This is a genomic window from Streptomyces sp. 63XJN7_1_ISO-PGPR-S23-121 (assembly GCF_056173025.1).
In genome coordinates this window covers 7,701,438-7,720,910 of record NZ_CM149653.1, presented here as the reverse complement: position 1 = coordinate 7,720,910, position 19,473 = coordinate 7,701,438, and the positions used below count along the sequence as shown (strand labels likewise).

Genomic DNA, 19,473 nt, shown 5'->3' with positions numbered 1-19,473 from the left:
CCCGCTCACCCCGTCTCCCCGGCCCGGGCCCGTCCGTGCCTCAGCGTCGCGGTTCCCAGCGGAACCACCGCCGTACAGCAAACACCGCTACCACCGTCCAGGCCACCGCCGTGGCCAGCGCGCCCAGGGCCGCGGACGCCGACAGGTCGCCGGTCCAGGCGCCCCGCACCAGAGTGACGACGGGCGTCAGCGGCAGCAGCTCGCAGACGCCGGCCAGCCGGTCGGGCATCAGTTCCAGCGGGACGGCCACGCCGGAGCCGAGCATCGAGACGATCATCAACGGCATAGGCGTGACCTGCGCGCTCTCGCCGGTCCGGGTGAAGCCGGCGGTGACCGCCGCGAGGCCGGCGCACATCACGAGGCCCAACAGCACGCCGGCGACCGCCAGATGCGGCGCGGGCGGCACGGGCAGGTCCAGCAGGACCGCACAGCCCGCCGTCAGCAGCAGGCACTGCACGAGCCCGATGACGGAGGCCGGGAGCGCCGCGCCCCCCAGGATCTCGGCGTCCCGCAGCTCGCCGGTGCGCAGCCGCTTGAGCACGAGTTCCTCGCGCCGGACGACGAAGACGCCGACGAGGGCCGAGTAGACGGCGAACAGCAGGGAGAAGCCGACCGCGGCGGGCAGGACGACGGTGCCGACCGTCAGTCCGGCCCCGGCGAGGTCCATCTCCTTGGCCGCCGAGCGCACGCTGAGCGGCAGTACCAGCGGCACGAACAGGGCGGCGACGAGCGTGCCCCTGCTCCGTCCCAGCAGGGTCAGTTCGGCCCGGGCCAGCGCGGTCATCCGGCCCAGCGGCGTGGTGGCGCCCGCCCGGCCGGCCCGCGCCGTGCGTCCCTCGGTACCGATGGCGGTGCCGCTCATGCCGCGTACTCCTTCGTCGCCGTGGTCCCCGCGGACGCGTCCTCCGCGATCCGCAGGAACGCCTCCTCCAGGGACGCGGACCGCACGTCCAGTCCGCGGAGTTCGACACCGGCGCCGTCGGCCCACTTGAGCAGCGCGGTGGCCGCCCGCTGCAGCTCCCGGGTGCGCAGCCGGACCGTGCGGCCGTCGACCCGGTGCTCGCCGACGCCGAGCTCGCCGAGCGGCGGCAGGTCGCCCACGAACCAGCCGTCGGGCAGCTCGAAGGAGATCCGGGAGGGCTGGGTGGCGGTCACCTCGGCCGGGGTCCCGGTGGCGGCGATGCGGCCCTCGTGCAGGATCGCGAGCCGGTCGGCGAGGTCCTCGGCCTCCTCCAGGTAGTGCGTGGTCAGCAGCACCGTCGTCCCCCCGTCGCGCAGCGAGCGCACCAACTCCCAGGTGTCGCGGCGGCCTTCGGCGTCCAGCCCGGTGGTGGGCTCGTCGAGGAAGAGCACCTCGGGCTCGCCGAGCAGCGCGAGCGCCAGGTCCAGCCGGCGCCGCTCGCCGCCGGAGAGCTGCTTCACGCGGGTGCCCCGCTTGCCCGACAGCCCGACCAGCGCCAGCACCTCCGCCTCGGGCCGGGCCCCGCTCACACAGCCCGCCCACATCCGCGCGGTCTCGGCGACGGTCAGCTCGGAGGGGAAGCCGCCCTCCTGGAGCATGACCCCGGTGCGGGGGCGTACGGCGGCCCGCTCGGTGTACGGGTCGTGCCCGAGGACGCGTACCCGGCCGCCGGCCGGTGCCGCGAGGCCCTCGAGGAGTTCGACCGTCGAGGTCTTGCCGGCTCCGTTCGTGCCCAGCAGCGCGAAGATCTCCCCGCGGCGCACGGAGAAGTCGATCCCGCGCACCGCCTCGAACCCGCCCCCGTACACACGCCGCAGGTCGGTGACCTCAATCACGTGTTCGTGTCCGTTTGCTTGCATGCTCCGAGCATCCCGGCGCCGCGGACCGCGCGGCAGTGCGGAGTGTCATCGCTCGGCGTGACAAATGTCAGGGGCGGTTCCGGTCCGGGGCACACGAAAAGACCCCGGTCCTCGGAGGACCGGGGTCTGATTCCCGAGCGGACGACGAGGCTCGAACTCGCGACCTCAACCTTGGCAAGGTTGCGCTCTACCAACTGAGCTACGTCCGCATTGCCGCCGACCGGCTTTCACCGATCGGTGCGAGCACCAGCCTACCTGATCCAATCGAGTGGCCGGTACGGCGATGCAGAGCGGGTGACAGGAATTGCACACTGCGCCTTCCCCCTGGAAGGGGGATGTTCTACTACTGAACTACACCCGCATGTTCCGTGAGCTGGGCCTTTCGGCCTCGCCCCTCGGCGTGCTCCAGACTTTAGCTGATCACCCGGGGTGCTGCGCAAGTCGGTTGCCGCGGGGGGCGGCTGAGCGGCCGTCGGTGATCCGCGCGGGACCGCCGGCCGCCGGAGCGCCGGGGCGTCCGGCGGGCGTGCGACCGGCGCGCGCCACGGCTCACCGCGCCACGGGCTCACCGCCCACGGCTCACCGCGCGCCGGCTCACTGCGCCTCGGCGAACGCCTCGTAGACCTTCTTGGGGATCCGGCCCCGCGCGGGCACGTCCATCCTGTTCGCCTGGGCCCAGGCGCGGACGGCCGCCGGGTCGGGGGCGACCTCCGTCTGCCGGTACGCCTTCCCGGATCGCGAGCGCTTCCGGCCCGCCGACACGTAGGGCTCGAGAGCCTTGCGCAGTTCCCGGGCATTGGCTTCGTTCAGGTCGATCTCGTACATCCGGCCGTCGACTCCGAAGGCGATCGTCTCCGCCGCTTCCGAGCCGTCGATGTCGTCAAAGAGAGTGACCACGACACGCTGCGCCACGAATATCGGTCCCTTCGTGCGGCATCTCCGCGATGACGTGCCAGGACACGGCGAGGATGCCGACTGTTCGCCTGTAATTGGGCAAAGTATCGGCTAATGACATTTCATTTGTACAGTGCCCGGCATTGCAATGGGAAGCCCGACTAAATCTCTCCGCGTGTCTGTTGCGCAATAGACATCCGCGGGGGATCGGAGATCTTTCCCGAAGATTTTCGTGCGGACCTCTCCCCGATACCCGATCGTGACAGGGCTCACGTACTTTCCTCCAAGGCTACGCGCGTAGAAATTTTGTACGGGTAGTCTGAAGGAACCTGCTCAGCACCACACACCGGGAGTGCCAGTGGCACGCGTCGTAGTCGACGTCATGCTCAAGCCGGAGATCCTCGACCCCCAGGGCCAGGCGGTGCAGCGCGCACTGCCGCGACTGGGTTTCGAAGGGATCTCGGACGTCCGCCAGGGAAAGCGTTTCGAACTGGAAGTTGACGGGCCGGTCGACGAGGCCGCCCTCGCCCGCATCCATGATCTTGCGGAATCCTTCCTCGCCAACACCGTGATCGAGGACTTCACCGTCAAGGTCGAGTCCGCGGATGCGGCCGCGGAGGCCGTGAAGTGACCGCTCGTATTGGCGTCGTCACTTTCCCCGGCAGTCTGGACGACCGGGACACGCAGCGCGCGATCCGTGTGGCGGGCGCCGAACCCGTCTCCCTGTGGCACAAGGACAAGGACCTCAAGCAGGTCGACGCCGTGGTGCTCTGCGGCGGTTTCTCGTACGGCGACTATCTGCGCGCCGGCGCCATCGCGCGCTTCTCGCCGGTGATGGACACCGTCATCGACCAGGCGAAGGCCGGCCTCCCGGTGCTCGGCATCTGCAACGGCTTCCAGATCCTCACGGAGGCCCACCTGCTGCCCGGTGGCATGCTCGGCAACGACCACCTGCACTTCATCTGCCGTGACCAGAAGCTGCGGGTGGAGAACGCGGACACCTCCTGGACCAGCGACTACAGCGCCGGCCAGGAGATCCGCATCCCGCTGAAGAACATGGACGGCCGCTACGTCGCCGACCGGCGCACGCTGGACGAGCTGGAGGCCGAGGGCCGCGTCGCCTTCCGCTACCTGGACGTCAACCCCAACGGCTCGCTCAACGACATCGCCGGCATCACCAACGCCGCGGGCAACGTGGTCGGCCTGATGCCGCACCCCGAGCACGCCGTCGAGCCGCTGATCGGCACCGGCCGCACCGACGGTCTCCCGTTCTTCACCTCGATCCTCAAGAAGCTGGTCAACGCATGAGCCGGACGCCTCTGGACACGGTCGAGCACGCGGCCGCGACCCCCGACGTCGAGCTGCCCTGGGCCGAACTGGGCCTGAAGAAGGACGAGTACGAGAGGGTCGTGGAGATCCTCGGCCGCCGGCCCACCGGTGCCGAACTCGCCATGTACTCGGTGATGTGGTCGGAGCACTGCTCCTACAAGTCCTCCAAGGTCCACCTCCGCCAGTTCGGCGAGAAGGCCCCCGAGTCCGACGCCCTCCTCGTCGGCATCGGCGAGAACGCCGGTGTCGTCGACGTCGGCCAGGGCTACGCGGTCACCTTCAAGGTCGAGTCGCACAACCACCCGTCGTACGTCGAGCCCTACCAGGGCGCCGCGACCGGTGTGGGCGGCATCGTCCGCGACATCATCGCCATGGGCGCCCGCCCGGTCGCCGTGGTGGACCCCCTGCGCTTCGGCGCCGCGGACCACCCCGACACCAAGCGCGTGCTGCCCGGCGTCGTCGCCGGCATCGGCGGCTACGGCAACTGCCTGGGCCTGCCCAACATCGGCGGCGAGGTCGTCTTCGACGCCTGCTACCAGGGCAACCCGCTGGTCAACGCCGGCGCCATCGGCGTCATGCGGCACGAGGACATCCACCTCGCCAAGGCGTCCGGCGCGGGCAACAAGGTCATCCTCTACGGGGCCCGGACCGGCGGCGACGGCATCGGCGGCGCCTCGATCCTGGCCTCGGAGACCTTCGACGACGCCAAGCCGTCGAAGCGCCCCGCGGTGCAGGTCGGCGACCCCTTCCAGGAGAAGCTCCTCATCGAGTGCACCCTGGAGGCCTTCCGGGAGAAGCTCGTCGTCGGCATCCAGGACCTCGGCGCGGCCGGCCTGTCCTGCGCCACGTCCGAGCTGGCCTCCAACGGTTCCGGCGGCATGCGCGTCACCCTGGACGACGTCCCGCTGCGCGACTCCACGCTCTCGCCCGAGGAGATCCTCATGAGCGAGTCGCAGGAGCGCATGTGCGCGGTGGTCGAGCCGGAGAAGGTCGACCGCTTCCTCGAGATCTGCGACAAGTGGGACGTCATCGCCACCGTCATCGGCGAGGTGACCGACGGCGACCGCCTGGAGATCTTCTGGCACGGCGGCAAGATCGTCGACGTCGATCCGCGCACGGTCGCCCACGACGGCCCGGTCTACGAGCGCCCCTACGCCCGCCCGGAGTGGCAGGACGCCCTCCAGGCCGACGACGCGGGCAAGCTGCCCCGGCCGGGGTCCGGTGAGGAGCTGAAGGACCAGGTCCTGAAGCTGGTGTCCTCGCCGAACCAGGCGTCCAAGCAGTGGATCACCCAGCAGTACGACCACTTCGTGCAGGGCAACACCGTGCTCGCCCAGCCCGAGGACTCCGGCATGATCCGCGTGGACGAGGAGAGCGGCCTCGGCGTCGCGATCGCCACGGACGGCAACGGCCGGTACGCCAAGCTCGACCCGTACACGGGCGCGCAGCTGGCCCTCGCCGAGGCGTACCGCAACGTCGCGACCACCGGTGCGAAGCCCCTCGCGGTCTCCGACTGCCTGAACTTCGGCTCGCCCGAGGACCCGGCCGTCATGTGGCAGTTCGCCGAGGCCGTGCGCGGTCTCGCCGACGGCTGCCGGCAGCTCGGCACCCCGGTGACCGGCGGCAACGTCTCGCTCTACAACCAGACCGGCGAGGCCGCCATCCACCCGACCCCCGTGGTCGCGGTCCTCGGCGTCATCGACGACGTGGCCCGCCGCACGCCGGTCGCCTTCCAGGAGGACGGCCAGCTCCTGTACCTCCTCGGCGACACCCGCGAGGAGTTCGGCGGCTCGGCCTGGTCCCAGGTGATCCACGACCACCTCGGCGGCCTGCCCCCGAAGGTCGACCTGGAGCGCGAGCGGCTGCTCGGGGAGATCCTGATCTCCGCCTCCCGCGACGGCATGATCGACTCCGCGCACGACCTGTCGGACGGCGGTCTGATCCAGGCGGTCGTGGAGTCGGCGCTGCTCGGTGGCAAGGGCGCGCGTCTGGTCGTCCCCGACGGCCTGGACGCCTTCACCTTCCTGTTCTCGGAGTCTGCGGGCCGCGCGGTCGTCGCCGTCCCGCGTTCGGAGGAGCTCCGCTTCAACGACATGTGCGGCGCGCGCGGCCTGCCCGTCACCCGCATCGGTGTCGTGGACGGGGACGCGGTGGAGGTCCAGGACGAGTTCGCCCTGCCGCTGACCGTCCTGCGCGAGGCCCACGAGGGCACCATCCCGGCGCTGCTGGCCTGACCGGCCCCCGTACGGCAGTCGGAGCCCCCGCCCGGACCACCGGACGGGGGCTCCTTCGCGCGGCACCGTCGGGAAATCCCCGCCGGACCGGCGCCGCTCCCGCATAGGCTCGCCCCCATGGCCACTCCCAGGAAGCGCCCCCGCAGTTACGACCCCGCCCGGACCCGCGCCGCCGTGTTCGCCCAGCTCGGGCACGTCCGGGACGCCGTCCGCACCCTCGGCCCCGAGCAGTTCGCGCTGCCGACGCGCCTGGGGGACTGGACCGTACGGGAACTGGTGGCGCACATCGGGATGGCCCTGACCGCCGTGCACCGCGCCGTGGACCGGCCCGCCCCGCCCAAGCGGGACACCCAGGTCGTCGACTGGGTCTTCGCCACCTCGTCGAACGCGGCCGCGATCGACGACTTCACCCGGCGGCTCGCCGCGGACCACCCCGACCTCGGCGCCCACCTCGCCGACATCGAGGAGCGCCTGCGCGCGCTGCTCGCCGAGCACCCCGGCGGCCGCCTCCTGGAGACCAACGCGGGCGCGCTGCCGCTGGACGACTACCTCGTCACCCGCACCGTCGAACTCGTCGTCCACACCGACGACCTCAACGCCGCCGTGCCCGGCCTCGGCATCCCCCACGACCGGCAGGCCCTGGCCGCGGCGACCCGGCTGCTCGCGGACGCGCTCGCCGTGAAGGCACCCGGCGGGTCGACGGAGGTGCGGGTGCCGCCGTACGCCGTCGTGCAGTGCGTCGAGGGACCCAGGCACACCCGCGGCACCCCGCCCAACGTCGTCGAGACCGACCCGCTGACCTGGATCCGGCTCGCGACCGGGCGGCTGGCCTGGGCGGACGCCGTGACGGAGGCCAAGGTCGGCGCGAGCGGCGAGCGGGCCGACCTCGGGGGCCTGCTGCCGCTGCTGAGCTGAGGGGGAACCAGATCCTCCGCACCTCCGTCGAATGGGCATGTACAGGCAGAGGAAGCAGCGCAGCATGACCCTGACCGTGGCCGCCGTCGCCGTGCTCGTCCCGCTCGCCGCGGCCTGCGGCAGTGAGAAGGCGGACGGCGGCAGCGGCTCCGTGGGAGCGGACCGGCCCTTCACCGGCGTCCGGTGGAGCATCGACAGCGTCACCGTCGACGGCACCACCCACAACGCGCCGGACACGGCACGGGTCCGGATCGACGACACCGGCGAGGCGGCGGGCAGCACCGGGTGCAACACCTTCAGCGCCCGCGCCGACGTCGACGGCGAACGCGTCCGGCTCAGCGACGCCGCGTTCACCGAGAAGGCCTGCGAGAAGACGCCCGTGGACTTCGAGAAGTCCCTCGGCCGCGTCCTCTCCGACGGCTCCCTCACCGCCGACACCGGGAGCGACCGCCTGACCCTCACCACCCCCGCCGGCGACACCGTCCGGCTGAGCCGGCCCGGGAACGCGTCCCTCTACGGCACGGAGTGGGTCGTCACGGCCCCCGGCGGGCAGGGCCGCGCCCACCTCACCTTCGACAAGGAGGCGGGCACCGTGTCCGGCCGCCTCCCCTGCAACCACGTCGACGCCAGGGCCACCGTCCGCGACGGACATATCGCCCTGAGCGGCGCGACCACCACCCGAATGATGTGCGAAGGCTCACTCATGAACGCCGAGAAGCGGATGCTCCGCTTCTTCGAAGGCCGGATCGACTACCGGACCGATGCCGAAACCCTGACCCTGACCAGCGAAGACGGCACCGTCGTCCGGGCCGTCGCCGCCGAGTGATCCGCAGGTCGGGCCGGGATCCCCAATTCGGACCAGTGGTCGATCTCGCCTACACTCGGGAGCGTGCCACGTGGTGACGGTCGACTCAATCACGATCTACTCCCCGGCGAGAAGGGCCCCCAGGACGCTTGCGGCGTCTTCGGTGTCTGGGCTCCGGGCGAAGAGGTCGCAAAGCTCACGTACTTCGGGCTCTACGCCCTCCAGCATCGGGGCCAGGAATCCGCGGGAATCGCGGTCAGCAACGGCTCCCAGATCCTCGTCTTCAAGGACATGGGACTGGTGTCCCAGGTCTTCGACGAGACCTCGCTCGGTTCGCTCCAGGGTCACATCGCGGTCGGTCACGCCCGCTACTCGACCACCGGCGCGTCCGTGTGGGAGAACGCCCAGCCAACCTTCCGGGCCACCGCGCAGGGCTCCATCGCGCTCGGCCACAACGGCAACCTCGTCAACACCGCCCAGCTCGCCGGGATGGTCGCCGACCTGCCCAAGCAGGAGGGCCGCTCCACCCGCGTCGCGGCGACCAACGACACCGACCTGCTGACCGCGCTCCTCGCGGCCCAGGTCGACGAGGACGGCAAGCCGCTGACCATCGAAGAGGCCGCTCACCGGGTCCTTCCCCAGGTCATGGGCGCCTTCAGCCTCGTCTTCATGGACGAGCACACCCTGTACGCCGCCCGTGACCCGCAGGGCATCCGCCCGCTGGTCCTCGGCCGGCTGGAGCGCGGCTGGGTGGTCGCCTCCGAGTCCGCCGCCCTCGACATCTGCGGCGCCTCCTACGTCCGCGAGATCGAGCCGGGCGAGTTCGTCGCCATCGACGAGAACGGTCTGCGCACGTCGCGATTCGCGGAAGCGAAGCCCAAGGGCTGCGTCTTCGAGTACGTGTACCTGGCCCGCCCGGACACCGACATCGCCGGCCGCAACGTCTACCTCTCGCGCGTCGAGATGGGCCGCAAGCTCGCCGCGGAGGCCCCCGCCGAGGCCGACCTCGTCATAGCGACCCCGGAGTCCGGCACCCCCGCCGCGATCGGGTACGCCGAGGCCTCCGGCATCCCCTTCGGCAACGGCCTGGTGAAGAACGCCTACGTGGGCCGCACCTTCATCCAGCCCTCGCAGACCATCCGCCAGCTCGGCATCCGCCTGAAGCTGAACCCGCTCAAGGAAGTCATCAAGGGCAAGCGGCTGGTCGTCGTGGACGACTCCATCGTCCGCGGCAACACCCAGCGGGCCCTGGTCCGCATGCTCCGCGAGGCCGGCGCCGCCGAGGTCCACATCCGGATCTCCTCCCCGCCCGTGAAGTGGCCCTGCTTCTTCGGCATCGACTTCGCCACCCGGGCCGAGCTCATCGCCAACGGCATGAGCATCGACGAGATCGGCACCTCGCTCGGGGCCGACTCCCTGGCGTACATCTCCATCGACGGCATGATCGAGGCGACCACCATCGCCAAGCCGAACCTGTGCCGCGCCTGCTTCGACGGCGAGTACCCGATGGAGCTGCCCGACCCCGAGCTGCTCGGCAAGCAGCTCCTGGAGACCGAGCTGGCCGCCGGGCCCGCCGGTACGGCCGCCTCCGACGCCATCCGTCGCCCGTAGCCGTCCGTCCGCAATACCTGCCGTACGACACAAAGGTTCTCATCGTCATGCCTGACACAACTGGTGCCAGCTACGCAGCCGCGGGCGTAGACATCGAGGCGGGCGACCGCGCCGTCGAGCTCATGAAGGAATGGGTCAAGAAGACGCAGCGTCCCGAGGTCCTCGGCGGCCTCGGCGGCTTCGCCGGCCTCTTCGACGCCTCCGCCCTCAAGAACTACGAGCGCCCCCTGCTCGCCTCCGCCACGGACGGCGTCGGCACCAAGGTCGACATCGCCCGGCAGCTGGGCGTCTACGACACCATCGGCCACGACCTGGTCGCCATGGTCATGGACGACATCGTCGTGTGCGGCGCCGAGCCGCTGTTCATGACCGACTACATCTGCGTCGGCAAGGTCCACCCCGAGCGGGTCGCCGCCATCGTCAAGGGCATCGCCGAGGGCTGCGTGCTGGCCGGCTGCGCCCTGGTGGGCGGCGAGACGGCCGAGCACCCCGGCCTGCTCGGCCCGGACGACTTCGACGTCGCCGGCGCCGGTACGGGTGTCGTGGAGGCCGACCGGCTGCTGGGCCCGGACCGCATCCGCGAAGGCGACGCGGTCGTCGCGATGGCCGCCTCCGGCCTTCACTCGAACGGGTACTCCCTCGTCCGCCACATCCTGCTGAACGAGGCCGGCCTGGCCCTGGACGCGCACGTGGACGACCTCGGCCGCACCCTCGGCGAGGAGCTCCTGGAGCCGACGAAGATCTACTCGCTGGACTGCCTGGCCCTGACGCGCACCACCGAGGTGCACGCCTTCAGCCACGTCACCGGCGGCGGTCTCGCGGCCAACCTGGCCCGCGTGATCCCCGACGGCCTGCACGCGACCGTCGACCGCTCCACCTGGACCCCGGCGCCGGTCTTCGACCTCGTCGGACGGACGGGCCGGGTCGAGCGCCTGGAGCTGGAGAAGACCCTCAACATGGGCGTCGGCATGATCGCCGTCGTGCCCCAGGAGTCCGTGGACGTGGCCCTGGCGACCCTCGCCGACCGCGGCGTCGACGCCTGGGTGGCCGGCGGGATCACCGCCCGCGGCGACCAGGCGACGGGTGCCACGATGACCGGCGACTACGCCGGCTGAGCCGAGCCCGGCACGGCGATGCGGGTAGCACAGAACCCGGTCGGTGACGGGAGTCACCGACCGGGTGAGTGTTCAGTGCAGGGTCAAGCGCCGCGACGATGCTGCGGGGACTGGCCGTCCTCGTCCTCGTCGTCCTCGTAGAGGTCGGCGTACTTTGCGTACAGCTCGTCGTCCTGCTCATCGTCCTCGAACCGCTCGCCGTTAGGCGGTGGCGGATTCGACGTCGATGCGCCCAGCTCCTCGGCCAGGCGGGAGAGATCAGTCCCACCGCTGTTGTACTTCAGCTGGCGGGCGACCTTCGTCTGCTTGGCCTTGGCCCGGCCGCGCCCCATGGCTCGACCCCCTCAACGACGGGGCTCGACGGCCCCAGAGTCTTGACACGCGTTCATGGTCCGGAACGGGCTCTCCGTGGAGAGACCGGTCCGTAGGGCTTCCACGGTACCTGAGCCCACGCCCATACGGTACGTCGCCCGCAGGACGTGGCTACGCCCAGGACCTTCGAGGCGCCCCGTCCTCGCTGGTCAGAGGCGATTTTAACCACCTTTCGACGGTCGACCCGCCGGGAGAAGTGAGAGTTCTCTCCAACTGCCCGCCGACGGGTACCGCTCAAACCTTCGAAGACCGCCTCCGGATCACGCCCCGGAGCGTGCGGGGCGCCGCGCGCGATCAGAGCCGCGCGCGTGCCTCCGACATCCGCTGCTCGGCGATCCGGTCGGCCGCGGCGGCCGGCGGAATACCGTCCTCCTTCGCACGTGCGAAGATGGCCAGCGTCGTGTCGTAGATCTTCGCGGCCTTGCCCTTGCAGCGCTCGAAGTCGAAGCCGTGCAGCTCGTCGGCGACCTGGATGACACCGCCGGCGTTCACCACGTAGTCGGGCGCGTAGAGGATCCCGCGGTCGGCGAGGTCCTTCTCGACGCCCGGGTGGGCGAGCTGGTTGTTGGCCGCGCCGCACACCACCTTCGCGGTCAGCACCGGCACCGTGTCGTCGTTCAGGGCGCCGCCGAGCGCGCAGGGGGCGTAGATGTCCAGGTTCTCGATCCGGATCAGCGCGTCCGTGTCGGCGACGGCGATCACCGACGGGTGCCGCTCGGTGAGGTCCCGCACGACGTCCTTGCGCACGTCCGTGACGACCACGTGCGCGCCCTCGGCGAGCAGGTGCTCCACCAGGTGGTGCCCGACCTTGCCGACGCCGGCGATGCCGACCGTGCGGTCCCGCAGCGTCGGGTCGCCCCACAGGTGCTGGGCGGCGGCCCGCATGCCCTGGTAGACGCCGTAGGAGGTGAGCACGGACGAGTCGCCCGCGCCGCCGTTCTCGGGGGAGCGTCCGGTCGTCCAGCGGCACTCGCGCGCCACGACGTCCATGTCGGCCACGTAGGTGCCGACGTCGCAGGCGGTGACGTACCGGCCGCCGAGCGAGGCGACGAACCGGCCGTAGGCGAGGAGCAGTTCCTCGCTCTTGATCTGCTCCGGGTCGCCGATGATCACGGCCTTGCCGCCGCCGTGGTCGAGACCGGCCATGGCGTTCTTGTACGACATCCCGCGCGCGAGGTTCAGCGCGTCGGCGACGGCCTCCGCCTCGTTCGCGTACGGGTAGAAGCGCGTACCGCCGAGCGCGGGGCCCAGGGCGGTGGAGTGGAGGGCGATGACGGCCTTGAGACCGCTGGCACGGTCCTGGCAGAGCACGACTTGCTCATGACCCCCCTGATCCGAGTGGAACAGGGTGTGCAGTACATCAGCAGGTGCGCCGGTTACGTCGGTCACGGTGGTGACTCCTGTGTAGGTGCGGCGGGTGAGACGGGTCCCCGTGCGGGTGGCGGGGACTGTGGCATGAGATTAGAGCCTGGTGGTGCCCGCCCGCCGCACAGTGCTCAGGATCACCTCCGCACGGAGTACAGGCGTGCGACGATTTGCAGAGATTCCCGCGTTTTTGTGATCGGCTCCCGCAGGTTTTCGAGGCGGTGCGCGGGGGAGGGAGCAGGCGTGCCCAAGGTGTCCTCGGTGATCGTCCCCTACGCGGCGTACCTGCGCGTGTACGAGCCGCTGGCCGCCTTCCCCGAGCCCGAGCGCGGCCACTGGGCCCGCTACGCCCGCCGCACCGACCTGCCCTCGTACCAGGACGAACTGCGCCGGTCCCTGACCGACCTGCTGCCCACCCCGCCCGTGCCGGTCCCCGTGCACGAGAGCGGCGACGCCTTCGTGACCGAGGTCGACGGAGTGGTGTGCGTGTGTCCCTGGCGGACCCGGCTGCGCGGCTGGCAGGCCCTCGGGGAGCTGGCCGAGGACTTCCCCGAGCCCGTCCTGAACGCCCTGCTCCCTCCCGTCGTCCGCCGCCAGACCACGCAGGACTACGAACGCTGGCGGGAGGGCAACCCCGACGCCCGCCCCTGGATCCGCACGGCCACCTGGCAGGTGCCGATCAACTGGTTCGTGCTGGTCTCCGACGCGGAGCGGGAGTACGACAAGGGTGGCGACAGCACGGCGACGGCGGCGCCGGTGCTGCGCTACCGGACGCCGATGGTGCAGGCGCGGCGGCGGGTGGCCCGGGGGCTGCGGGCGCTGAAGGAGGCCGTGGACGAGGGGCCGCTGATCGACGGCCTGGTGGACGTGGGGCGCTGGCTCGAGGAGTTCCACCCCCGCTCGCTGGTGGAGCTGGACTACGGCGGTCTGGTGCACGCCCTGCCGGCCGGAGAGCTGGAGGACGACCACTCGGCGGCGGACGTGGCCGAGGGCATCGAGGCCCTGCGGCACGGCGACGGGGCGACCGCGGGTGCCGCGTACGGGCGGCTGGTGGAGCGGTGGCGGTCGGTGCGCGACCGGCGGTCGGCGAACTGACGTTTGACGTACCGCCCGATTTGGGGTTTCGTCTCTCGCTCAGACACCTGTTCGGTGTGACCTGATACTTCGTCACCAGGGGACGTAGGTCCCGATCCGGGCGTATGCGTCAAGCGTGACGGACCGCACGTACGCCACTCTTGCGCCGCTTCCCCCTCCTCATGCCAAAATAGGACAAGGAGTCCGGGGAGGGCTCCATCCGTCCTGCTGTGGTGCACTGTGGGCGGAATCTCAGCATTGCACGCTTTGGGGGGTCTGGTGACTCTTGATCGCCACTGTGACTGATCGTCACAGTGGCGTGACTGTCCGCTATGGCATGGTCCATCGGCATCCGTCGCTGATGAACACCTGGGAGGGCAATTCCATCGGTTTGGCCGACGCGGCTGGACAGATGGTGTAGTTGTAGTGCCGAGGACAAGCCGTTCGTCCTATAACCGACTCGACTCGCGTCCGCCATTTCGGGCAACGCGGGTCAAGGTGCAGAATTTAGAGGAAAGAACCGAGAAGGTTCGGTTCTCCCGAGGAGGCCGCTCATGACCGCTCGCACCCCTGATGCCGAGCCGCTGCTGACCCCGGCTGAGGTCGCCACCATGTTCCGCGTCGACCCGAAGACGGTCACGCGCTGGGCGAAGGCCGGCAAGCTCACGTCGATCCGCACGCTCGGCGGGCATCGCCGCTACCGCGAGGCCGAGGTCCGCGCTCTGCTCGCGGGCATTCCGCAGCAGCGCAGCGAGGCCTGAACAACCGCATAACCGGGCACAACGGCAGGTCCCCCAACCTGCCGAAGCGCCTGGACCTCAGCTCCGACCGACGCGGGTCCTGCCCCAACAGGCCCCACGCCCAAGCCGTTCGACCAGGTCTGAACGACCGGCCGGGTACGTCGTGGATCGCGCTGGACTCCGCCGGGTCCAGCGCGATTTTTTTGTGTCGGCTCACGGTCGGCCGAGAGCGGCCTTGTCGGAGTCTGGGCGAGGCTGTCGGATCCGCTGTGGGCGGGCCGCGGGGGAAGGTGCGGGAGCACCCTCCGAGAGAGTGCAATTGCACATATTAAATCGACCTGTTGTAGGCGGGGTGTAAGTGCCGCAGTTTCAAAAACTCATGCGGTGACACCCGTCACACGTGCTGGCGCTTGTTGGCTCTGGCATATGTGCGCTAGAGGAGCTGATGGTTCCACCGTCCCGCAGCGGCACGGGCGTTGGGGCCGGCGCAGGTTCACGTGGTGGCGGCGCTCCCGCCCTCGACACCCTCTTGACGGCTCGTCAGGGGCGGGGCCGGACGCGAGGGCGGGGCCGGCGGCGCGGCGGAGTCCCACGCGAGCCGCAGCAGCCGGTGGCAGACCGGACAGCGGCTCGTCAGGTGGCCGTACGACGACGCGGCCGACAGATGCGCGCGGAGCAGTGCCCGCGTCTCGTGCCTGACCGATGCCGCCATACGCCACCTCCAGGGGCCGCACGCAGAACGTGCCCTGCCTTTGGAGTACCGAGCGAATGTGACGCCGTCAAGGCCGCGAGAGAGCCGCTGAGAGCCTCCGGGGCCGCACCGCGGGTGGCGGGCCCCGGGTCGGTGCCGGGGAGGCGCGCACGTCGCGGCAGGAGGGGAACGAAAAGACCCGCACCGAACGGTGCGGGTCTTCTCTGCTGCGGTCCTGACGGGATTTGAACCCGCGGCCTCCACCTTGACAGGGTGGCGAGCACTCCAAACTGCTCCACAGGACCAGGTGTTTGCGGCGCTTTCTGCTGCGTTGCGCTGCGAGATGAGACTCTACAGGAGGGTGGGCCCGGGGTCGAACTCACCCTCCGTACGCTCCTCGTCACGGCGTCGTCCCTACGGCGCCAGCGCGTCGATCGCCTTCACGATCCGCTTGTCGGAGACCGGGTACGCCGTCCCCAGCGCGTGGGCGAAGTAGCTGACCCGCAGCTCCTCGATCATCCAGCGGACGTCCAGGACCTGGCGCGGGACCGGCCGCCCGCGGGGCATCTGCTCAAGGAGCCAGGCGTACTCGTCCCGCATCTCGTGGACCTTCTCCATGCGGGTCGTGTCCCGCTGGACGTTGGCCGGCATCTGCTGGAGGCGGCGGTCGGCGGCGACCAGATAGCGCATCAGGTCCGGCAGCCGCCCGATGCCCGTCTCCGTCACGAAGCCGGGCTTCACCAGGCCGTCCAGCTGGGCCCGCACGTCCTGGAGGTTCGGCAGCAGCGCGGGACTCCGCACCGCCTTCAGCCGGCGCTCACAGGCCTGCCAGGCGGCCAGCACCTGCTGCACCTGCCCCACCGTGCGGACCGTCGTGTCGACGATCTCCGCGCGGACCTTGTCGTAGAGCTTCCGGTACGACTCCTCGTCCCACGCCGGGCCGCCGAAGTCCGCGATCAGGCGGTCCGCCGCCGCCGTCGCGCAGTCGTCGAACAGGGCCTGGACGGAACCGTGCGGATTCGCGGACAGGGCCAGCTTCTGCTGGTTGGTCAGCTTCTCGGATGCGAACTTCGCCGGGTTGACCGGGATGTTGCGCAGGATCAGCCGGCGCGTGCCCTTCCACATCGCCTGCTCCTGCTCGGCCTCGGTGTCGAAGAGGCGCACGGACACCGTGTCCCCGTCGTCGACCAGGGCCGGGTAGGCCTTCACCGGCTGGCCGGCCCGGCGTGTCTCGAAGACCCGGGACAGCGTGCCGATCGTCCAGTCCGTCAGGCCGGCGCGCTCCACCGACTCGCCGCCACTGCGTTCGGCGGTGGCCGCCGCGGCCTGCGACAGCGCCTTGCGCGCCCTCGGCTTCAGCCGGAGCTTCAGGGCCTCCAGGTCCTTGTCCTCGGCCAGCTTGCGGCGTCGCTCGTCGACGATCCGGAAGGTGATCCGCAGGTGGTCGGGGACCTTGAACCAGTCGAAGTCCTCCGGCTCGAACGGCACTCCCACCATGCGCTTGAGCTCCCGCGCCATGGTCACCGTCAGCGGCTCCTGAAGGGGCACGGCCCGTTCCAGGAACGCCTGGGCGTAGTTCGGCGCGGGTACGTAGTTGCGGCGGATCGGCTTGGGCAGGGACCGGATCAGCTCCGTGACGACCTGCTCCCTCAGACCCGGGATCTGCCAGTCGAAGCCCTCGTCGGTGACCTGGTTGAGCACCTGCAGCGGAATGTGGACGGTCACGCCGTCCGCGTCCGCCCCCGGCTCGAACTGGTACGTCACACGGAACTTCAGCGGCCCCTGGCGCCAGGAGTCGGGGTAGTCGTCCTTGGTGACCGCACCCGCCTTCTCGTTGATGAGCATCTCGCGCTCGAAGTCGAGGAAGTCGGGCTGCTCGTGCCGCTTGTGCTTCCACCACGAGTCGAAGTGCGCACCGGAGACGACGTGTTCGGGGACCCGCTGGTCGTAGAAGTCGAACAGCGTCTCGTCGTCGACCAGGATGTCCCGGCGCCGCGCGCGGTGCTCCAGTTCCTCGACCTCGGTCAGCAGCCGGCGGTTGTCCGCGAAGAACTTGTGGTGCGTACGCCAGTCGCCCTCCACCAGGGCGTTGCGGATGAACAGCTCGCGGCTGGCCTCCGGGTCGATCCGCCCGTAGTTCACCTTGCGCTGCGCCACGATCGGCACGCCGTACAGCGTCACCTTCTCGTACGCCATGACCGCCGCCTGGTCCTTCTCCCAGTGCGGCTCGCTGTAGGTGCGCTTGAGGAGGTGCCCGGCGAGCGGCTCCACCCACTCGGGCTCGATCTTCGCGTTGACGCGGGCCCAGAGCCGGGAGGTCTCCACCAGCTCCGCGGACATCACGAAACGCGGCGGCTTCTTGAACAGCGCCGAGCCGGGGAAGATCGCGAACTTGGCGTTGCGGGCCCCCAAATACTCGTTCTTCGCTGTGCCCCTCCCGCCCTCGCCCCCGGCGTCCTTCACGTCCTTCATGCCGACGTGGGAGAGCAAGCCCGCCAGCAGCGACACGTGCACGCGGTCGTCGGGCGCGGCGTGGTCGGCGTCGTTGAGGTGGATGCCCATCTGCTTGGCGACCGTGCGCAGCTGCGTGTAGATGTCCTGCCACTCGCGAATGCGCAGGAAGTTGAGGTACTCCTGCTTGCACATCCGGCGGAAGGACGACGAGCCGCGCTCCTTCTGCTGCTCGCGTACGTACCGCCAGAGGTTGAGGAACGCGAGGAAGTCGCTGGTCTCGTCCTTGAACCGGGCGTGCTGCTGGTCGGCCTGTGCCTGCTTCTCGGAGGGGCGTTCCCGCGGGTCCTGGATGGACAGGGCCGCCGCGATGACCATGACCTCGCGGACGCAGCCGTTCTTGTCGGCCTCCAGCACCATCCGGGCCAGCCGGGGGTCGACGGGCAGCTGGGCCAGCTTGCGGCCGGTGTCGGTCAGCCGCTTGCGCGCGTCCTTCTGCGCCGGGTCGAGCGCGCCAAGCTCCTGGAGGAGCTGCACGCCGTCGCGGATGTTGCGGTGGTCCGGCGGGTCGATGAACGGGAACTTCTCGATGTCGCCGAGGCCGGCCGCGGTCATCTGGAGGATGACGGAGGCGAGGTTCGTCCGGAGGATCTCCGCGTCCGTGAACTCCGGCCGCGCCTCGAAGTCGTCCTCGGAGTACAGCCGGATGCAGATGCCGTCGCTGGTGCGTCCGCAGCGGCCCTTGCGCTGGTTGGCGCTGGCCTGCGAGATCGGCTCGATCGGCAGCCGCTGCACCTTGGTGCGGTGGCTGTACCGCGAGATCCGGGCGAAGCCGGGGTCGATGACGTACTTGATGCCCGGCACGGTCAGCGACGTCTCGGCGACGTTCGTGGCGAGCACGATCCTGCGCCCGGTGTGCTGCTGGAACACCCGGTGCTGTTCGGCATGGGACAGGCGGGCGTACAGTGGCAGGATCTCGGTGAACCGGTACTTCTTCTTCTCCAGGGCGTCCGCGGTGTCCCGGATCTCCCGCTCACCGGAGAGGAAGACGAGGATGTCGCCCTTCCCCTCGCCCATCAGCTCCTCGACGGCGTCGGTGATCGCGGTGATCTGGTCCCGGTCGGCGTCGTCGCCGTCCTCCTCCAGCAGCGGGCGGTAACGCACCTCCACCGGGTACGTCCGCCCGCTGACCTCGATGATCGGCGCGTCGCCGAAGTGCCGGGAGAAGCGCTCGGGGTCGATGGTCGCCGACGTGATGACGACCTTCAGGTCCGGCCGTCTCGGCAGCAGCTGGGCCAGATAGCCCAGCAGGAAGTCGATGTTGAGGGACCGTTCGTGGGCCTCGTCGATGATGATCGTGTCGTAGGCGCGCAGCTCGCGGTCGGTCTGGATCTCGGCGAGCAGGATGCCGTCCGTCATCAGCTTGATGAACGTGGCGTCCGGATTCACCTGGTCGGTGAACCGCACCTTCCAGCCGACGGCCTCACCGAGCGGCGTGTCCAGCTCGTCCGCCACCCGCTCGGCGACGGTGCGCGCGGCGATCCGGCGGGGCTGGGTGTGCCCGATCATGCCGCGGACGCCCCGGCCGAGCTCGACGCAGATCTTCGGGATCTGCGTGGTCTTCCCGGACCCGGTCTCACCGGCGACGATGACGACCTGGTGGTCGCGGATGGCCTCCGCGATCACGTCCTTCTTCTGGCTGACCGGAAGCTGCTCGGGATAGCTCACGGCGGGCACGCGGGCCCGGCGCTCACCGATGCGCTGCTCGGCCTTGGCCACGTCCGCCTCGATCTCGGAGAGAACGGCGGCACGGGCTTCCGGTTTGCGGATCTTCCGCGCACCCTCCAGCCTCCGGCCGAGCCGATGCGCGTCACGCAGGGACAGCTCGGTCAGGCGGGGAGCGAGGGCGCCGAGGGCGGGGGCGGGATGCGTAGACATACGGGTTCCAGGATCGCATCCCCGGGAAATTACTGGCGAACGCTTTTGCCCGGGCCCGGCGGGTGTGGGACGCGCGGGACCGGAGCGGGCCGGAACGGCACCGGGCTGGGATCGGGCT

The 19,473-nt window shown here is 70.3% G+C and carries 16 protein-coding genes and 3 tRNA genes; 9 read left to right on the top strand and 10 right to left on the bottom strand.

The genetic code is table 11. The annotated features are described in order from the left end of the window. Positions 1–40 precede the first annotated feature (40 nt). The 5 genes from AC0VYN_RS34535 to AC0VYN_RS34515 all read right to left on the bottom strand — a co-directional run bounded on the left by AC0VYN_RS34535 (position 41) and on the right by AC0VYN_RS34515 (position 2,733). Complete coding sequence (locus AC0VYN_RS34535; protein WP_475534133.1) at positions 41–862, bottom strand: ABC transporter permease; 822 nt, start codon at positions 860–862, stop codon at positions 41–43. Beyond that, positions 859–1,821 (bottom strand): ABC transporter ATP-binding protein, encoded by a 963-nt coding sequence (locus AC0VYN_RS34530; protein ID WP_475534132.1) that lies wholly within the window; start codon positions 1,819–1,821, stop codon positions 859–861. The genes AC0VYN_RS34535 and AC0VYN_RS34530 overlap by 4 nt, the downstream gene beginning before the upstream one ends. A gap of 136 nt (positions 1,822–1,957) precedes the next feature. Next, positions 1,958–2,030: transfer RNA gene (locus AC0VYN_RS34525), tRNA-Gly, on the bottom strand. Between the two features lie 80 nt (positions 2,031–2,110). Continuing rightward, positions 2,111–2,182, bottom strand: a tRNA-Gly gene (locus AC0VYN_RS34520). A gap of 233 nt (positions 2,183–2,415) precedes the next feature. Then, positions 2,416–2,733, bottom strand: coding sequence for a histone-like nucleoid-structuring protein Lsr2 (locus AC0VYN_RS34515; protein ID WP_385466775.1), 318 nt, complete (start codon positions 2,731–2,733; stop codon positions 2,416–2,418). A 340-nt stretch (positions 2,734–3,073) separates the two neighbouring features. On the opposite strand from AC0VYN_RS34515, the gene purS reads away from it, so the two are divergent. The 7 genes from purS (at position 3,074) to purM (ending at position 10,724) form a co-directional block, all read left to right on the top strand. After that, a complete protein-coding gene (purS, locus tag AC0VYN_RS34510) occupies positions 3,074–3,346 on the top strand; it encodes a phosphoribosylformylglycinamidine synthase subunit PurS (protein ID WP_385466778.1) in 273 nt (90 codons plus the stop codon). Beyond that, positions 3,343–4,023: a phosphoribosylformylglycinamidine synthase subunit PurQ gene (purQ, locus tag AC0VYN_RS34505; RefSeq protein ID WP_475534131.1), complete on the top strand. Its 681-nt coding sequence runs from the start codon at positions 3,343–3,345 to the stop codon at positions 4,021–4,023. The genes purS and purQ overlap by 4 nt, the downstream gene beginning before the upstream one ends. Further along, the gene (gene purL / locus AC0VYN_RS34500; RefSeq protein WP_385466784.1) at positions 4,020–6,278 is read left to right on the top strand and encodes a phosphoribosylformylglycinamidine synthase subunit PurL; all 2,259 of its coding nucleotides are present in this window, start codon (positions 4,020–4,022) and stop codon (positions 6,276–6,278) included. Before purQ ends, purL begins: the two co-directional genes overlap by 4 nt. Positions 6,279–6,395: 117 nt before the next feature. Continuing rightward, on the top strand, positions 6,396–7,193 hold the full coding sequence (locus tag AC0VYN_RS34495) for a maleylpyruvate isomerase family mycothiol-dependent enzyme (protein WP_475534130.1): 798 nt from the start codon (positions 6,396–6,398) through the stop codon (positions 7,191–7,193). Positions 7,194–7,257: 64 nt separating this feature from the next. Next, positions 7,258–8,019, top strand: a complete 762-nt coding sequence (locus AC0VYN_RS34490) for an META domain-containing protein (protein ID WP_475534129.1) — start codon at positions 7,258–7,260, stop codon at positions 8,017–8,019. Between the two features lie 63 nt (positions 8,020–8,082). Next, positions 8,083–9,609: an amidophosphoribosyltransferase gene (gene purF, locus AC0VYN_RS34485; protein ID WP_475534128.1), complete on the top strand. Its 1,527-nt coding sequence runs from the start codon at positions 8,083–8,085 to the stop codon at positions 9,607–9,609. A gap of 47 nt (positions 9,610–9,656) precedes the next feature. Next, positions 9,657–10,724: a phosphoribosylformylglycinamidine cyclo-ligase gene (gene purM, locus AC0VYN_RS34480; RefSeq protein ID WP_475534127.1), complete on the top strand. Its 1,068-nt coding sequence runs from the start codon at positions 9,657–9,659 to the stop codon at positions 10,722–10,724. An 83-nt stretch (positions 10,725–10,807) separates the two neighbouring features. Here the strand turns inward: purM and AC0VYN_RS34475 are convergent, their stop codons facing one another. Both AC0VYN_RS34475 and AC0VYN_RS34470 read right to left on the bottom strand, forming a co-directional pair. After that, positions 10,808–11,056 (bottom strand): DUF3073 domain-containing protein, encoded by a 249-nt coding sequence (locus tag AC0VYN_RS34475; protein ID WP_385466799.1) that lies wholly within the window; start codon positions 11,054–11,056, stop codon positions 10,808–10,810. A 334-nt stretch (positions 11,057–11,390) separates the two neighbouring features. Next, entirely contained in the window at positions 11,391–12,485 is a 1,095-nt protein-coding gene (locus AC0VYN_RS34470; RefSeq protein WP_385466803.1) for a Leu/Phe/Val dehydrogenase, read from the bottom strand. 219 nt (positions 12,486–12,704) lie between these two features. Here AC0VYN_RS34470 and AC0VYN_RS34465 point away from each other — a divergent pair, with 219 nt between their 5' ends. Both AC0VYN_RS34465 and bldC read left to right on the top strand, forming a co-directional pair. Further along, positions 12,705–13,556 carry a DUF8083 family protein gene (locus AC0VYN_RS34465; protein ID WP_475534126.1) on the top strand — a complete coding sequence of 284 codons (852 nt, stop codon included), beginning with the start codon at positions 12,705–12,707 and terminating at the stop codon, positions 13,554–13,556. 533 nt (positions 13,557–14,089) lie between these two features. Then, complete coding sequence (gene bldC, locus AC0VYN_RS34460; RefSeq protein WP_003949541.1) at positions 14,090–14,296, top strand: developmental transcriptional regulator BldC; 207 nt, start codon at positions 14,090–14,092, stop codon at positions 14,294–14,296. A gap of 472 nt (positions 14,297–14,768) precedes the next feature. Here bldC and AC0VYN_RS34455 read toward each other — a convergent pair whose 3' ends face one another. The 3 genes from AC0VYN_RS34455 to hrpA form a co-directional block, all read right to left on the bottom strand. After that, on the bottom strand, positions 14,769–14,987 hold the full coding sequence (locus AC0VYN_RS34455; RefSeq protein WP_475534125.1) for a DUF6274 family protein: 219 nt from the start codon (positions 14,985–14,987) through the stop codon (positions 14,769–14,771). Between the two features lie 209 nt (positions 14,988–15,196). After that, positions 15,197–15,271 (bottom strand) — tRNA-Asp (locus tag AC0VYN_RS34450). A gap of 109 nt (positions 15,272–15,380) precedes the next feature. After that, entirely contained in the window at positions 15,381–19,355 is a 3,975-nt protein-coding gene (hrpA, locus tag AC0VYN_RS34445) for an ATP-dependent RNA helicase HrpA (protein ID WP_475534124.1), read from the bottom strand. Positions 19,356–19,473 lie beyond the last annotated feature (118 nt).

Bases quoted from the DNA above. Each gene is read 5' to 3' on its own strand.
- AC0VYN_RS34535 (WP_475534133.1), bottom strand. From the start codon at position 862: ATGAGCGGCACCGCCATCGGTACCGAGGGACGCACGGCGCGGGCCGGC.
- AC0VYN_RS34530 (WP_475534132.1), bottom strand. From the start codon at position 1,821: ATGCAAGCAAACGGACACGAACACGTGATTGAGGTCACCGACCTGCGG.
- purL (WP_385466784.1), top strand. From the start codon at position 4,020: ATGAGCCGGACGCCTCTGGACACGGTCGAGCACGCGGCCGCGACCCCC.
- AC0VYN_RS34495 (WP_475534130.1), top strand. From the start codon at position 6,396: ATGGCCACTCCCAGGAAGCGCCCCCGCAGTTACGACCCCGCCCGGACC.
- AC0VYN_RS34490 (WP_475534129.1), top strand. From the start codon at position 7,258: ATGACCCTGACCGTGGCCGCCGTCGCCGTGCTCGTCCCGCTCGCCGCG.
- purM (WP_475534127.1), top strand. From the start codon at position 9,657: ATGCCTGACACAACTGGTGCCAGCTACGCAGCCGCGGGCGTAGACATC.
- AC0VYN_RS34475 (WP_385466799.1), bottom strand. From the start codon at position 11,056: ATGGGGCGCGGCCGGGCCAAGGCCAAGCAGACGAAGGTCGCCCGCCAG.
- bldC (WP_003949541.1), top strand. From the start codon at position 14,090: ATGACCGCTCGCACCCCTGATGCCGAGCCGCTGCTGACCCCGGCTGAG.
- AC0VYN_RS34455 (WP_475534125.1), bottom strand. From the start codon at position 14,987: ATGGCGGCATCGGTCAGGCACGAGACGCGGGCACTGCTCCGCGCGCAT.
- hrpA (WP_475534124.1), bottom strand. From the start codon at position 19,355: ATGTCTACGCATCCCGCCCCCGCCCTCGGCGCCCTCGCTCCCCGCCTG.